This window comes from Actinomadura napierensis (genome assembly GCF_039529375.1).
Classification (GTDB): domain Bacteria; phylum Actinomycetota; class Actinomycetes; order Streptosporangiales; family Streptosporangiaceae; genus Spirillospora; species Spirillospora napierensis.
In genome coordinates, this window is record NZ_BAAAMR010000055.1 from 40473 (window position 1) to 53836 (window position 13364).

Consider the following 13364-nt stretch of genomic DNA (forward strand, 5'->3'; position numbering starts at 1 on the left):
GGCGCGCGAGGGCCGTGTCGGCCCGGGAGCGGCGCGCCGGTCCGTCCCGCTGATCAAGCGGGACTGCCCGGATTATCACCCCAAGATCCGCATTTGTCTGCGGCCGCGTCAGAACCCGATCCGCCACAGCAGCAGGATGACCGACGACAGCCCGAGCCCCACCGCGCCGAGCCGCACGTCCCCCAGCGTGATCAGCAGTGCGCACCCGGCGGCCGTCGCCGCGGCCGCCACCACCAGCCCCCGGCCGCCCGGCGCCTTCTCCGGCGCGCCCGGGTCGAGCTCGCGCTCCCAGCGCCGGAAGTCGTCCTCAGCCATCGGCACTCCCGAGGGTCGTCCCGCCGCGCGTCCGCACGCGGAGGTGACAGCACCCGGGATTGGACGATCGGTCCGATACCGGCGAGTGGGTGCGGACCGCCCGGGATCGGTTGCTAGGCTGCGGGGAGCCTGGGGGAGCAGACACTGATCCGTATCTACCCCGGGTTCTGACTTCATAGTCGAGGTGAAGGGGTCCCCACCGTGAAGAAGCTGCTGATCCTTGCCGTCGTCGCCCTCGGTGGCTTCGCCGTCTGGCGCCGCCTCCAGCAGGACCGCGCCGAGCTCGACCTGTGGACCGAGGCCACGTCGTCCGACAGCTGAGACGCCGGCCACATCGGGCCCCGGCGTGAACGGTGCGGCGCCGATCTCCATCGCCTGCATCGATCTCGCCGGGACCACCGTCGCGGACGGAGGCACGGTCGAGACCGCCTTCGCCGAGGCGATCGCCGCTCTGGGGATCGCCTCCGGCACGGCGGCCCACGACCGGGCCATGACCCGTGTCCGCGAGTCACGCGGCGGGTCGAAGATCGAGATCTTTCGCTCGCTCTTCGACGAGCCGCGCGCCCAGGCCGCGAACCTGGCCTTCGAGCGGTCCTATGACCAGCTCGTCGACCGGCACGGCCTGCGCCCCGTGCCCGGCGCCGAACGCGCTCTCGAGCGCATCCGCGGCGCCGGCGTACGCGTGTGCCTGCTGACCGGCTTCGGCCGCCGCACCCAGGCCCGCGTCCTGGACGCGCTCGGCTGGTGGGACCGCGTCGACCTGGCGCTGTGCCCCGAGGATACGGCGGGCCGCGGCCGCCCATGGCCCGACCTCGTCCTCACCGCCGCGCTCCGCCTCGGCGCGGGCGACGTCCGGCACATCGCCGTCTGCGGCGACACCGCGAACGACATGCTGACCGGCCGCCGCTCGGGCGCGTCCGTCGTCGCGGGCGTCCTCACCGGCGCCCACGACCGCGACCGCCTCCTCGCCGCGGGCGCCACCCACGTCCTCCCGAGCGTCGCCGCGCTCCCCGACCTCCTCCTGCCCGCCCCGCTCGATGACGCGGCGGCCGCCGACCACCGGTAAGCTTGACGCGCCGAGGGGCCTTAGCTCAGTTGGTAGAGCACTGGCTTTGCAAGCCAGGTGTCAGGGGTTCGAATCCCCTAGGCTCCACCCACCAAAAGCCCAGGTCAGAACCGAATTCCGACCTGGGCTCTCGTCTGTCACGCTCTCTTCTTTCGCTTCCGTGCCCGTTGCGTGCCCGATCGCTTCTCGCCCTTGAGTTCGGCTTTGGCCATGGCACTCAAGGGGCGGCGGCGCTCACGCCGCTGTGCGGCCCGCACCTTGCCGCCTGGAGCGTGCGGCCTGGGCGCCGGTCTCCGGCCCCGCGCGCCCGGCCGCGCATCGGTGCGCGGCGGGGCTTGGCCGCCGGCGAACCGGTCCGGTTGGGGGGCGCGCCGCCGCTCTATCCGAGGCAGCGCCGGAGCGCCGAAGCCGTTCGGCGACGAGCACCAATCGAAATACTGGTCAACATGGATGAGAGAGCACATGCGGATCAGTGGTTGGCAGGTTGGGAAGCTCGGGATCTGGACGCCGTCATGGCGTGTTACTCCGAGGACGTCGACTTTGTGGCCTCAACGGTCGTGACCCGCTGGGATCGACCAGACGGCCAGTTGCGGGGCAAGGCAGAGCTGCGCCGCCACTTCGAGCGAGGCTTGGAGCTTGCACCGGAACTGCGATTCATCGAAGAGGCGTTCTTGACCAGCTCCGGCGGCTACGCCCTGTTGTACCGGCGCGAGAACGGCAATCGCGCGCTGGACGTGGTCGAGATGGACCAGCACGGGCGGGCGGCACGAGTCCGAGCGTTCTACGAGCAGGCGCAGCGATAGATACCGGCGTGACGCGCACGGCTACCAGCGCTGAACGATCACCGAACGGACGGCCTCGGTTGTGGTGGGGCCATCCGTTCGCTGGTCAGAGAGGGGGTACTGCTCATCTTGGTCGCCCCACCCTGCCGAATGCTTGCCCGGCTCTGTGCCGCGAGGGTGTTGCCTGTGTGCCTCACGTTGTGGAGGTGCAGGTTCGGAAGCCCGACCAGCCAGAGCCCGCCGGAAGCAGAGAAGGACGCCCTTTGCCCCAGTGAAGACCGGCACCGCCTGGTCGGAGTCTGGCGTGCCGTAAGAGCACTCGTCCGCGATTTCGTCGGCCCCACTACCAGGGCACCGGTTCCATCTCGAGGGACGGCGGCGCTCGCGCCGCCCGCGCGGCTGTGCTTCGCCGCCGGCCAACCGTCCGTTCGGGTCGCGCCGCCGCTCGCAGTCTCGTCCGGCCGGCGCCAAGGTGAGTTGGCGCCAAAATCCGTGGGGCTTCCGCGATTCTGGTCCCGTCCGGCATCAGGCGAACGAACTGGCGGAGAAGCGGCGGATCGAGCGGCTCGCGGTGTGAACGCACGGCCGGTGAATGGAGGACAGCGAGGCATGGTGGTCACGGTCTGAGGACGCCGTGGATGCGGGTTTGGATCCAACGAAGTGATGTCGGGTCGTCTCTCGGCGGCCTGGCACGGGAGGGTGCGCGGGCCCTGGATGCGGCGATGAGCGGGAGTTTGATCCGGACGATCCCAAGGCGCGGTGATCTCGCGGGGCCCTTTCTGCGCGTCGCGCGGGACGAGTTGGAATGACGGGGGCTTGCGGGTGTCAGTCGGAGTGGGTGGTCAGGTTTCCTACTGCGTCGGCGTAGTAGGTGGATTCGGTCAGGTGGAAGGCGATCTGCCGGAACGTCCAGCCTTCCCCAGGTGAATGGTCGAGGTGGTCGGGCGTCAGGGCGTTCAGCCGGGTGGCCCAGATCAGGCCGAGGCGGGTGAGGCGGCTCTTGGCCTCGTCCAGGTCGTGGTCGGTGAAGGTCGCCAGATCGGCGGGAGTGGTGCTCGCGGAGGCATGCCAGTGGTCGGGGATCGTCTCCTGTCCGGCCAGCCGCGCCTCCAGTTCTGCGAGGTGGTCGATGAGGTGGTCGGTGACCCGTCGAATCGCCTTGTGCGGGGTGTACAGCCGTTCGTCGGTGTGCCGCGGGCGTCCGTCCCACGCTGGCCAGGTCGCGGCGAGTGCTAGTACGTGATCGATCGTTCCTGTCACGACCGACGCAGGATCACGATCGTCGGTGGTCGGCGTTTCATCGGACATCCCGAGCCTCCTTGTGACACGTGATCACCATGGAGGTCAACGTAGGGGCCGGACACTTCGCTGGGCATCGAAACGTCAGCGGCTGCAGTGCAGGGTTGTGTGAGGTTTTTCCTTTTCGGGGGCGGCTTGGCGGGGTGACGATGGCTGCATGTGGTTGGTGTGGGTGTTCGGGGTTCTTGCTCTGCTGCTTGTGTTCGGGGTGGTTTTTGATTGGCGTCTTCGGCGGCGCGGGCATCGGCTGCGGGACGGGGCGATGCTGGCGGGCGAGGTGCGCGAGAACCGTCGCGACGCGCGTGCGTGGGACCGGGGTTCGCAAGGGACCGGCGGAGCGGATCTGTTCTGGACGGACGAAGCCCGCCGTCGTTGAGGCCTTTTCGGGGCGGTGGACAGTGGGGGTGCCGGGACGTATTTTCCGGTCATGGCAGTGAGTCCGCAGCGCGTCGCTTTCGATGCGGCGCGGGTGCTCGTTTCGGCCGCGGGCAGTGATTTGTGCTGGTGGTTGTGCGGGGAGGTCGGGCGGTGCCTCGGGACGGCGTACGAGGCGCGGTTGCTGGAGACTCGCCTGCGGTTGCAAGAGGACGACGTCTACTACAAAGAGGCCGGGTGCTGGCGGGCCCTTCTGGACGATGTGCTCATGGATCGGCCGGATGCGGCCGAGTGCCTTTACCGGGTCGTCGGTCCGCTGCTGGGGGCGTCAGCCGGGGGTTGAGCCGTCAGGGACGACGGCCGGCCGGGTGAGGCCGGCGGGGACCAGGAGGAAGACCTTGGGGGCCAGCCGGTCCATGTCGCCGCCGCGGCCGAAGACGAGGCCCGCGGCGAAGTCGATGAACTGCTTCGCGACGTCGTCGGTCAGGGCCGTCAGGTCCATGACGACCGGGATGCGCTTGTTGCGGAAGAAGTGCCCGACGTGGAGCGCCTCGTTGTAGTCGCGGGGGCGCAGTGTCTTGACCATCACCCTGTCAGTCTCCCGGTCGGAGGCGGTGGGTCAAGGGGTACAACCGGGGGTTGTGTCCGGGTGCCGCTTCGTTGTTTGTGGGAGGCGGGCGACGGGTGTTTGATCGTCGGCGATGAACAGACGGGGAGCCGGGCTCGGACGGGATTTCGCGTGGTTGTGGCGCGCGTACACGGTCAGCACGCTGGGGACGTTCCTGGCGTTGGACGCGTTTCCGCTGATCGCCGTCCTGGCGTTGCACGTGGGGCCGGCGCAGGTGTCCATGATCGCCGCGACGAGCGGGACGGCGGCGGCGCTGCTGGCGGTGCCGCTGGGGCCGTGGATCGAGTTCCAGTACAAGCGGCGGTTGATGGTCCGGGCGGATCTGCTGCGGTTCGCGGTTCTGGTGACGGTCCCGATCGCGTACGGATTCGGCGCGTTGACGTATGTGCATCTGCTCGTGGTGGCGGTGGTCGTCGCGCTGGCGGACATCGTGTTCCGGGGGGCGAGCGGGGCGCATCTGAAGGCGCTGGTGCCGCAGCGGCATCTGATGGACGCCAACGGCAGGTTCGAGACCGTCCAGTGGATGTCGACGGCGGTCGGGCCGCCGGCGGGCGGGGCGCTGATCGGGGTGCTCGGGCCGGTGGTCACGGTGCTGCTGGACGCGGTCAGCTATGTCCTGTCGGCGCTGGGGATCCGGAAGATCGCGGCGCCGGAGGCCGAGCCGCCCGTTCGGACGGGGGACGCGTCGCGGTGGGCGGAGATCGGGGAGGGGTGGCGGGTGATCGCGTCCCGCCGGGAGTTGCGGCTCCTGTTCGCGAACAGCGTGCTCACCGGGGCGCTGATCATGGCGACGGCTCCGCTGCTGACGTATCTGATGCTCCACGACCTGGGGTTCTCGCCGCTGGAGTACGGGCTGGCGTTCGGCGTGCCGTGCGTGGGCGGGATCCTCGGCGCGCGCCTTTCGCGGCCGCTCGTCCAGCGGTACGGGCGGCGCCGGATCATGCTCGTGTTCGGTGTCGGCCGGGCGTTGTGGCTGGTCGGGCTCGCGTTCGTCGGGACGGGGATCGGTGCGTTGCTGCTGGTGATGGCGATGGAGCTGGGGATCATCACCTGCATGGGCGTGTTCAATCCCGTCTACGCCACCCGGAGGCTGGAGCTGGTCGACACCGGGAAGGTCGCCCGGATGGTGACCGCGTGGACGGTCAGTTCGCGCACGGCCATCGCCGTTCTCACTGCGGTATGGGGGGTTCTGGCGGGGTTCGTGGGGGTGCGGGCGGCCATCGCGGTGGCGGGCGTGCTGCTGATCGCGGCCTGCGCGTTCCTGCCGTGGCGCCGGGAGCCGGAGCCGGAGCAGGTCACGGGAGACGCATCTCCCGAGGCCGGGGTCCGCGTCCCGGGATGACCGGAAGCTCCGTTTCGCGCCGCCACAGCGAGCGGTAGAGGCCGGGCCGGGAGACCAGCTCGGCGTGGGTGCCGCGGTCCGCCACGCGCCCCTCGGACAGGACGATGATCTCGTCGACGGCGTCCAGCCCGGCGAGGCGGTGGGTGACGAGGAGGGTCGTCCGGCCCTCGGTGGCGCTCAGCAGGTCGGCGGTGAGCGCGTCGGCGGTCGCGGTGTCGAGGTGCTCGGCGGGCTCGTCCAGGAGCAGGATCGGGAAGCCGGCGAGGAGGGCGCGCGCGAGGGCGATGCGCTGCCGCTGGCCGCCGGACACCTGGGCGCCGTGCTCGCCGACGCGGGTGGCGAGGCCCTGGGGCAGCGAGTCGACCCAGTCGAGGAGGCGGGCGCGGCGGAGGGCGTCGCGGATCTCGCCGTCGGTGGCGGCGGGGCGGGCCAGGCGGACGTTCTCCTCGATCGTCGAGTCGAAGAGGTGCGCGTCCTGCGCGCACAGGCCGATGACCTTCCGGACGTCGTCGCCGGTCAGCGCGCGGAGGTCGACGCCGTTCAGGGACGCCGAGCCGGACGCGGGTTCCAGGAACCGGAGCAGCACGGCGGTCAGGGTCGTCTTGCCCGAGCCGGACGGGCCGACGATCGCGCAGCGGCGGCCCGGCGTGAGATCCAAGGAAATGCCGTCGAGGGCGTAGGAGCCGGTGGGTGTCCACCGGGCGCGGAGGTCGTCGACCCGAAGCGTGTAGGGCGCCTCGGGCAGCGGCGACGGGGAGGACGGGTCCTGGACGGGCGGTGCGGCGTCCAGGACGGCGAAGATCCGCGCGGCGGAGCGGCGGACGCGTTCCAGGTACTGGGCGGCCAGCGGCAGGCCCGCCACAACCTCGAACGCCGCCAGCGGCAGGAGGACGATCACCGCGAGCAGCACCCCGTCGAGCGCGCCCGAACGGACGGCCGGGACGCCGACGGCGAGGCCGCCCCACACGGCCAGCCCGCCCGCGAGGGCGGAGACGGCCGCGCCGAGGCCGGTGGACGCGGCGGAGCGCGCCGAGGCGCGGGTGAAGGCGCGGTCCAGGCGGTCGGCCTCGGCGAGCTGCGCGGATGCGGCGCCGTAGGCGATGAGCTCGGGCGCGCCCTGGAGGGTGTCGACGACATGGGACGTCAGCTCGCCGCGCAGGTCGGTCGTCCGGCGTTCGGCCCGGCGCGCCGTCGCGGACGACAGCCAGGGCGCGACGACGCCGCCCAGCAGCAAGGCGAGCAGCAGGACAACGCCCGCCGAGGGAAGCAGCGCCCAGGCGAGCCCCACCGAGGCCCCGCCGACGATGGCGGCGGCCGTGCACGGCAGCAGCACGCGGAGGAAGAGGTCCTGGACGGCGTCGACGTCCGCGACGAGCCGGTTCAGCAGGTCGCCGCCGCGGAATCCGGGGAGCCCGCCGGGCGCCAGCCGCTCCAGCCGTTCGTACACGCGCGCGCGCAGGTCGGCCAGGATGCGGAACGTCGTGTCATGCCCGACGAGGCGTTCGGCATAGCGGAACACGCCGCGGCCGAGCCCGAACGCGCGGACGGCCACGATCGCGACCATCAGCATCAGCACGGGCGGGTGCTGCGCCGCGCGGGAGATGAGCCACGCGGAGGTCGCCATGAGGCCGACGCCGCTGCCGAGCGCCAGGACGCCGAACAGGACGGCGAGCAGCAGCCGCCCCCGCGCCGGGCGGGCGAACCTGATCAGCCGGAGGATCATGCCGCCACCGCCGCGGGTTCGACGGCGACCACGCGGTCGGCCAGCGCGGCGAGCGCCGGGCGGTGGGCGACGAGCAGGACGGTACGGCCGGTCTTCAGGCGTTCGACGGCGTCGATCACGGCGGCCTCGCTTTCGCCGTCGAGGTTGGAGGTGGGCTCGTCCAGCAGGAGGAGCGGCGCGTCGCGGAGGAAGGCGCGGGCGAGGGCGATCCGCTGGCGCTGGCCCGCCGACAGGCCGGAGCCCCGGTCGCCGAGCACCGTCTCGAACCCGCCGGGCAGGGCTGAGACGAACTCCAGAGCGTTGGCGGCCTCGGCGGCGGCCCGCACCGAGGCGTCCGATGCGTCCGGACGGCCCAGCCGGATGTTCTCCGCGACCGTCCCGGCGAACAGGTAGGGGCGCTGCGGGACCCAGGCGATCCGTTCGCGCCACGCGTCCGGGGAGAAGGAGCCGAGGTCGTCCCAGTCGACCAGGACGCGCCCCGAGTCCGGTCGGACGAACCCGAGCAGCACCGACAGCACGGTCGACTTCCCGGCGCCGCTCGGCCCGACCAGCGCGACCGTCTCCCCCGGATGGACGGTCAGCGAGAAGTCCTCAATCGCGGGGCCCCGCGGATAGGTCACCGTCACTCCCTCCAGCCGGAGGGTCGCGCGCGAAAGGTCCGGAACGTCCGATCGACTCCCCGTGGCGGGCAGCGGCGTCTCGAGGACCTCGAAGATCCGCGACGCGGCGGTGAGGCCCTCGACGCTCGCGTGGTACTGCGCCCCGACCTGCCGCAGAGGCAGGTACGCCTCCGGCGCCAGGACCAGGACGAGCAGCGCGGTCTCCAGCCCGAGCCCGCCGTCGACCAGCCGCAGCCCGATCGACACGGCGACGAGCGCGACCGACAGCGTCGACAGCAGTTCCAGCACGAGCGCGGACAGGAACGCGATCCGCAGCGTCGCCATGGTGGCGCGCCGGTGCCGGTCGGTGACCTCGCGGATCCGGTCGGCCTGGGCCCGCGCCCGGCCGAAGACCTTCAGCGTCGGCAGGCCGGCGACGACGTCGAGGAAGTGCGCGGCGAGGACGGACAGCGTCCGCCACTGCCGGTCCATCTTCCGCTGCGCGGTGAGCCCGACGAGGATCGCGAAGACCGGGATGAGCGGCAGCGTCGCCGCGATCGTGACGGCGGACGGCCAGTCGCCGAGCAGGATCCGCAGCCCGACGGCCGCCGGGACGATCACCGCGAGGACGAGCTGCGGCAGGTAGCGGGAGAAGTAGTCGTCCAGCGCGTCGATGCCGCGGGTGGCGAGCGTGGCGAGTTCGCCGCTGCGCTCGCCGGACAGCCAACGTGGGCCGAGCGCCATCGCGTGGGCGAGCAGCCGGCCGCGCAGCTGCGACTTGACGGCGGCGGACGAGCGGTGGGCGGCGACCTCCTGCAGCCAGGCGACGAACGCCCGGCCGAGCACGACGCCGAGCAGGAGCAGCATCGGCGTGCGCAGGCCGGTGAGAGTGGCGCCACCGAGGAACGCGCGGGTGAGCATGTCGGCGAGCAGCGTCGCCTGCGCGATGATCAGTGCGGCGGTGGCGGTGCCGAGCGCCACGGACGACAGCAGGAAGATCCGGGTCGTCCGGGCGTACCGCAGCAGCCGCGGGTCGAGGGGCTTCACCGCACCGGCTCCGGCTTCTTCTTCGGCGCCGCGGGGATGTGGGAGGTGCCGATCCGCTTGCGGAACACCCAGTACGTCCACCCCTGGTAGATCATCACGATCGGGGTGAACGCGGCGGCGACCCACGTCATGATCTTCAGCGTGCAGTCGCTCGACGCGGCGTTGTCCGTGGTCAGGCCGCCGGAGCCGAGCGTCGACGGCATGACGTCCGGGAACAGCGCGGTGAACAGGGTCACGACGGCGAGCACGATGGCGGCGCCGGTGCCGATGAACGCCCAGCCCTCGCGCCCGCGCCGGTTCGCGGCGGCGGCGAGAAGCAGCCCGGCGGCGGCGCCTCCGGCGGTCAGCCAGGTCACCGGCTTGCCGTGCTGGATCTGGGTGATCAGCAGGAAGCTCCCGCCGGCGGCGATCGCCGCGACGACCGCGATGCCGGCGACGCGGCGCGCCCGGAACCGGATCTCGCCGGACGTCTTCAGCGCGAGGAACACCGCCCCGTGCAGGACGAACAGCGACGTCGTGGCGAGCCCGCCGAGCAGCGCGTACGGGTTGAGCAGGTCGAGCAGCGTCCCGGCGTAGTCATGGGAGGCGTTCAGCGGCACGCCCCGGACGATGTTGGAGAACGCGACGCCCCACACGAACGCGGGCACGAGGCTCCCCCAGAAGATCGCCCGGTCCCAGCGGGCGCGCCACCGCGCGTCGTCCCGCTTGCCGCGGTACTCGAACGCGACGCCGCGGATGATCAGTGCGAGCAGGATCGCGAGCAGCGGCAGGTAGAAGCCGCTGAACAGGGTGGCGTACCACTCGGGGAACGCGGCGAAGGTGGCGGCGCCGGCGACGATGAACCACACCTCGTTGCCGTCCCAGACGGGTCCGATGGTGTTGATGACGACGCGGCGCTCGACGTCGTCGCGGGCGAGGACGGGCATCAGCATCCCGACGCCGAAGTCGAATCCCTCCAGGAAGAAGTAGCTCGTCCACAGGAAGGCGATGATGACGAACCAGACGGTGGTGAGTTCCATGGCCGGCTCCCTCGGTAGGCGAACTCAGTAGGCGAACGCGAGCGCGCGCTCGGCGTCGGCGTCGTCGCCGGACGGCGGCGGGGGCAGCACCTCGTCCTCCGTGGGCGGCCCGGCCTTGGCGTACTTGAGCATCAGCCCGGTCTCGATGACCAGGAGGACGCCGTACAGCGCGGTCAGCGAGGCGACGGAGATGAGCATCGACGTCGGCGACACGCCGGGCGAGACGCTCGCGGACGTCTTCATCACGCCGAACACCGACCAGGGCTGCCGTCCGGTCTCGGTGAAGATCCATCCGGCGGAGTTGCCGATGAACGGGAGCGTCAGCGACAGCACGCCGATCCGGTAGACCCAGCGGTTGGACGGCAGGCGCCCGCGCCGCAGCAGCCACAGCCCGGCCAGCGAGACGAGCGCGGTGAGCATCCCGACCCCGACCATGACCCGGAAGTTCCAGTAGGCGACCGGGACGACCGGCCTGTAGTTCCCAGGCCCGAACCGCGCCTCCTCGGCGGCCTGGACGTCGTTGATCCCCTTGACCTCGCCGTCGAAGCTGCCGGTGGCGAGGAACGACAGCACGCGCGGGACCTTGATCCCGAAGACCTCCTTGTGGCCGTCCGGCGTGCCGACGGTGAGGACGGAGAACGACGCGGGCTGCTCGGTCTCGTAGAGGGCCTCGGCGGCGGCCATCTTCATCGGCTGCTGCTCGGTCATGACCTTTCCCTGGACGTCGCCGGTGATGGCGACGCCGATCGACGCGACGGCCGTGACGGCGAGCGCGACCTTCAGCGACGGCCGGAAGACCTCGATGTTCTTGCGGCGGGCGAGGTGCCAGGCGCTGACGCCCGCCATGAACAGGCCGCCGGTCACGAACGCCGCCGTGATCGTGTGCGGGAACGAGACGAGCTGCGTGGAGTTGGTGAGGACGGCCCAGAAGTCGGTGAGGCGGGCCCGTCCGGTCGCGTGGTCGATGCGGTAGCCGACCGGGTGCTGCATCCAGGAGTTCGCCGCGAGGATGAAGTACGCCGACAGCAGAGTGCCGATGTGGACGAGCCAGATGCAGGCGTTGTGCAGCTTGGCGTTGAGCTTGTCCCAGCCGAAGATCCACAGGCCGAGGAAGGTCGACTCGACGAAGAACGCGAGGAGGCCCTCGATGGCGAGCGGGGCGCCGAAGACGTCGCCGACGAAGCGGGAGTAGTCGCTCCAGTTCATCCCGAACTGGAACTCTTGCACGATGCCGGTGACGATCCCCATCGCGAAGTTGATCAGGAAGAGCTTCCCCCAGAACTTGGCGGCGCGCAGGTAGCGCGTCCTCCCCGTCCGCAGCCACGCCGTCTCCAGGCCCGCGACCAGCGCGGAGAGTCCGATCGTGAGCGGGACGAACAGGAAGTGGTAGACGGTGGTGATCCCGAACTGCCACCGTGCGATGTCGACCGAGTCCATGGGCGCGCGCCTCTCCGGCTCATCTACTACAAGCTGTAGTACTACGTCCTGTGGCTAATACTACGACGTGTAGTACTACCTGTCGTCGTAAGTTCGCTCACAGACAACGCCGCCGCGACCGCCCACCTGGACTCGCGCGCTGAGCCCGGGGGGTTAAGGCGTGGTGGGGCGGAAGGTGCGGCGGTAGGCGGACGGTGAGGTTCGCATCGCCCGTCCGAAGTGGTGCCGGAAGGTCACCGGGCTCTCGAAGCCGACCGCGGCGGCGATCCTCTCGACCGGTGCCGTGCCCTCCTCGAGCAGCGGCAGCGCGGCCATGATCCGCTGGGTGACGACCCAGCGCAGCGGGCTGGTCCCGGTCTGCCGGTTGAAATGCCGGATGAAGGTGCGCGGGGCCAGGTGCGCCTCCCGGGCCATTCGCGCGACGGTGATCGGCTCGGCGAGGTGGGCGAGCGCCCAGCGCATGCTCCGCGCGATCGCGTCGTCGGCGCCGTTCGCGGCGGGCGCGGTGACGGCGGCCTCGACGAACTGGGCCTGCCCGCCCTCGCGGTGCGGCGGGACGACCAGGCGGCGCGCGACCGCGTTGGCGACCCGGGCGCCGTGGTCCTTGCGGACGAGGTGCAGGCACATGTCGAGCCCGGCGGCGCTGCCCGCGCCGGTGAGGACGTCGTCGCCGTCGACGTACAGGACGTCCGGGGTCACGTGGACGTTGGGGAAGCGGCGCTGGAGCAGGTCGGCGTACCGCCAGTGCGTTGTGGCGTCCCGCCCGTCCAGGAGGCCGGCGGCGGCCAGCGCGAACGCGCCTGAGCAGATCGACACGACGCGGGCGCCGCGTGCGTGTGCCCGGCGTAGCGCAGCGACGACCTCGGGGGACGGGTCACCGTGGACGTCCGCGACGGCGACCACCATCACCGTGTCGGCGGACGCGAACGCTTCGAGGTCGTGCTCGGCGGCCATCGTGAACCCGCCGACCGCGCGCATCGGTCCGCGTTCCAGCGAGCAGACCCGCAGGTCGTACCAGGGGACGCCGAGTTCGGGCCGGGGCAGGCCGAACACCTCGACGACGGAGCCGAGCTCGAACGGGGCCATGCCGTCGAACGCCAGGACCGAGACGGTGTGCCGGCGGGCGGGGGCGGCGACGCGCATGGCGCAATCTTAGCGATAGGCGGCATTCACGCCACTCCCGGACATGCGGTGCCAGCGCAGAGGATCGACACATCCGAGTTAAGGGAGCCGCTGTGAGCGCCGTCACCTCCGTACCCGCCGCCGACGCCGACGAGGCGCGCCGCCACTTCTCCGCACGCCTCGCCTTCGAGACGGACGTCTCGGACGTTGCCGCCGACCTGGCCGCCGCCGCACCCGGCATCGTGATCGTCGACACACGCAGCGCCGAAAGCTGGGCGCAGGGCCACGTGGACGGCGCCGTCCACCTGCCGACCGCGGAAATCGCCGCGCGCGCCGACGCGTTGATCCCCCAAGGGACGACCGTGGTCGTCTACTGCTGGGGACCGGGCTGCAACGGCGCGCAGAAGGCCGCGCTGGAGTTCGCTAAGCTTGGACGACCCGTCAAGGAGATGATCGGGGGATTCGAGTACTGGGCGCGCGAGGGATTCCCCGTCGCGACCGGCGCCGGCGCGGTGACCCGGCGCTCTCCCGACCCTCTCACCGCCCCCGTCACAGGGATCTCCTGCGCATGCTGAGTCACAGGGGACGCATGTTCCACCCGGGACGGGGC

15 protein-coding genes and 1 tRNA gene are annotated in these 13364 nt (G+C 71.4%); 8 read left to right on the plus strand and 8 right to left on the minus strand.

Annotation, left to right across the window (positions count from 1 at the left end):
- Positions 1-108: 108 nt before the first annotated feature.
- Complete coding sequence (locus ABD296_RS27585; RefSeq protein ID WP_344273153.1) at positions 109-315, minus strand: hypothetical protein; 207 nt, start codon at positions 313-315, stop codon at positions 109-111.
- Between the two features lie 201 nt (positions 316-516).
- Between ABD296_RS27585 and ABD296_RS27590 the strand changes: the two genes are divergently transcribed.
- The 4 genes from ABD296_RS27590 (at position 517) to ABD296_RS27605 (ending at position 2184) form a co-directional block, all read left to right on the plus strand.
- Positions 517-636, plus strand: coding sequence for a DLW-39 family protein (locus ABD296_RS27590; RefSeq protein WP_211238580.1), 120 nt, complete (start codon positions 517-519; stop codon positions 634-636).
- Positions 637-661: 25 nt separating this feature from the next.
- A complete protein-coding gene (locus tag ABD296_RS27595) occupies positions 662-1381 on the plus strand; it encodes an HAD family hydrolase (RefSeq protein WP_344273160.1) in 720 nt (239 codons plus the stop codon).
- Between the two features lie 14 nt (positions 1382-1395).
- Positions 1396-1468 (plus strand) — tRNA-Ala (locus ABD296_RS27600).
- 359 nt (positions 1469-1827) lie between these two features.
- Complete coding sequence (locus ABD296_RS27605; RefSeq protein ID WP_344273163.1) at positions 1828-2184, plus strand: nuclear transport factor 2 family protein; 357 nt, start codon at positions 1828-1830, stop codon at positions 2182-2184.
- 804 nt (positions 2185-2988) lie between these two features.
- Here the strand turns inward: ABD296_RS27605 and ABD296_RS27610 are convergent.
- The gene (locus ABD296_RS27610; RefSeq protein WP_344273166.1) at positions 2989-3471 is read right to left on the minus strand and encodes a hypothetical protein; all 483 of its coding nucleotides are present in this window, start codon (positions 3469-3471) and stop codon (positions 2989-2991) included.
- Positions 3472-3619: 148 nt separating this feature from the next.
- On the opposite strand from ABD296_RS27610, the gene ABD296_RS27615 reads away from it, so the two are divergent.
- Together ABD296_RS27615 and ABD296_RS27620 are read left to right on the plus strand one after the other, a co-directional pair.
- On the plus strand, positions 3620-3838 hold the full coding sequence (locus ABD296_RS27615; RefSeq protein ID WP_344273169.1) for a hypothetical protein: 219 nt from the start codon (positions 3620-3622) through the stop codon (positions 3836-3838).
- 51 nt (positions 3839-3889) lie between these two features.
- On the plus strand, positions 3890-4180 hold the full coding sequence (locus ABD296_RS27620; protein WP_344273172.1) for a hypothetical protein: 291 nt from the start codon (positions 3890-3892) through the stop codon (positions 4178-4180).
- Here the strand turns inward: ABD296_RS27620 and ABD296_RS27625 are convergent.
- Entirely contained in the window at positions 4166-4423 is a 258-nt protein-coding gene (locus ABD296_RS27625) for a cell division protein SepF (protein WP_344273251.1), read from the minus strand. The two genes, ABD296_RS27620 and ABD296_RS27625, sit on opposite strands and share 15 nt — an antisense overlap.
- Positions 4424-4538: 115 nt before the next feature.
- On the opposite strand from ABD296_RS27625, the gene ABD296_RS27630 reads away from it, so the two are divergent.
- Positions 4539-5807 (plus strand): MFS transporter, encoded by a 1269-nt coding sequence (locus ABD296_RS27630; RefSeq protein ID WP_344273175.1) that lies wholly within the window; start codon positions 4539-4541, stop codon positions 5805-5807.
- Here the strand turns inward: ABD296_RS27630 and cydC are convergent.
- The 5 genes from cydC to ABD296_RS27655 all read right to left on the minus strand — a co-directional run bounded on the left by cydC (position 5761) and on the right by ABD296_RS27655 (position 12775).
- Positions 5761-7530, minus strand: a complete 1770-nt coding sequence (gene cydC / locus ABD296_RS27635; protein WP_344273178.1) for a thiol reductant ABC exporter subunit CydC — start codon at positions 7528-7530, stop codon at positions 5761-5763. The genes ABD296_RS27630 and cydC overlap by 47 nt on opposite strands.
- Positions 7527-9176, minus strand: a complete 1650-nt coding sequence (gene cydD / locus ABD296_RS27640) for a thiol reductant ABC exporter subunit CydD (RefSeq protein ID WP_344273181.1) — start codon at positions 9174-9176, stop codon at positions 7527-7529. The genes cydC and cydD overlap by 4 nt, the downstream gene beginning before the upstream one ends.
- A complete protein-coding gene (gene cydB, locus ABD296_RS27645) occupies positions 9173-10195 on the minus strand; it encodes a cytochrome d ubiquinol oxidase subunit II (RefSeq protein ID WP_344273185.1) in 1023 nt (340 codons plus the stop codon). Before cydB ends, cydD begins: the two co-directional genes overlap by 4 nt.
- 24 nt (positions 10196-10219) lie before the next feature.
- The gene (locus ABD296_RS27650) at positions 10220-11632 is read right to left on the minus strand and encodes a cytochrome ubiquinol oxidase subunit I (RefSeq protein WP_344273188.1); all 1413 of its coding nucleotides are present in this window, start codon (positions 11630-11632) and stop codon (positions 10220-10222) included.
- Positions 11633-11785: 153 nt separating this feature from the next.
- Positions 11786-12775: a helix-turn-helix domain-containing protein gene (locus tag ABD296_RS27655; RefSeq protein ID WP_344273191.1), complete on the minus strand. Its 990-nt coding sequence runs from the start codon at positions 12773-12775 to the stop codon at positions 11786-11788.
- Positions 12776-12867: 92 nt separating this feature from the next.
- On the opposite strand from ABD296_RS27655, the gene ABD296_RS27660 reads away from it, so the two are divergent.
- Complete coding sequence (locus ABD296_RS27660) at positions 12868-13329, plus strand: rhodanese-like domain-containing protein (RefSeq protein ID WP_344273194.1); 462 nt, start codon at positions 12868-12870, stop codon at positions 13327-13329.
- Positions 13330-13364 lie beyond the last annotated feature (35 nt).

Excerpts from the sequence above, each read along its gene's own strand:
- ABD296_RS27585 (WP_344273153.1), bottom strand. The coding sequence starts at position 315 with ATGGCTGAGGACGACTTCCGGCGCTGGGAGCGCGAGCTCGACCCGGGC.
- ABD296_RS27605 (WP_344273163.1), top strand. The coding sequence starts at position 1,828 with ATGGATGAGAGAGCACATGCGGATCAGTGGTTGGCAGGTTGGGAAGCT.
- ABD296_RS27610 (WP_344273166.1), bottom strand. The coding sequence starts at position 3,471 with ATGTCCGATGAAACGCCGACCACCGACGATCGTGATCCTGCGTCGGTC.
- ABD296_RS27615 (WP_344273169.1), top strand. The coding sequence starts at position 3,620 with ATGTGGTTGGTGTGGGTGTTCGGGGTTCTTGCTCTGCTGCTTGTGTTC.
- ABD296_RS27620 (WP_344273172.1), top strand. The coding sequence starts at position 3,890 with ATGGCAGTGAGTCCGCAGCGCGTCGCTTTCGATGCGGCGCGGGTGCTC.
- ABD296_RS27625 (WP_344273251.1), bottom strand. The coding sequence starts at position 4,423 with ATGGTCAAGACACTGCGCCCCCGCGACTACAACGAGGCGCTCCACGTC.
- ABD296_RS27630 (WP_344273175.1), top strand. The coding sequence starts at position 4,539 with ATGAACAGACGGGGAGCCGGGCTCGGACGGGATTTCGCGTGGTTGTGG.
- cydC (WP_344273178.1), bottom strand. The coding sequence starts at position 7,530 with ATGATCCTCCGGCTGATCAGGTTCGCCCGCCCGGCGCGGGGGCGGCTG.
- cydB (WP_344273185.1), bottom strand. The coding sequence starts at position 10,195 with ATGGAACTCACCACCGTCTGGTTCGTCATCATCGCCTTCCTGTGGACG.
- ABD296_RS27650 (WP_344273188.1), bottom strand. The coding sequence starts at position 11,632 with ATGGACTCGGTCGACATCGCACGGTGGCAGTTCGGGATCACCACCGTC.
- ABD296_RS27655 (WP_344273191.1), bottom strand. The coding sequence starts at position 12,775 with ATGCGCGTCGCCGCCCCCGCCCGCCGGCACACCGTCTCGGTCCTGGCG.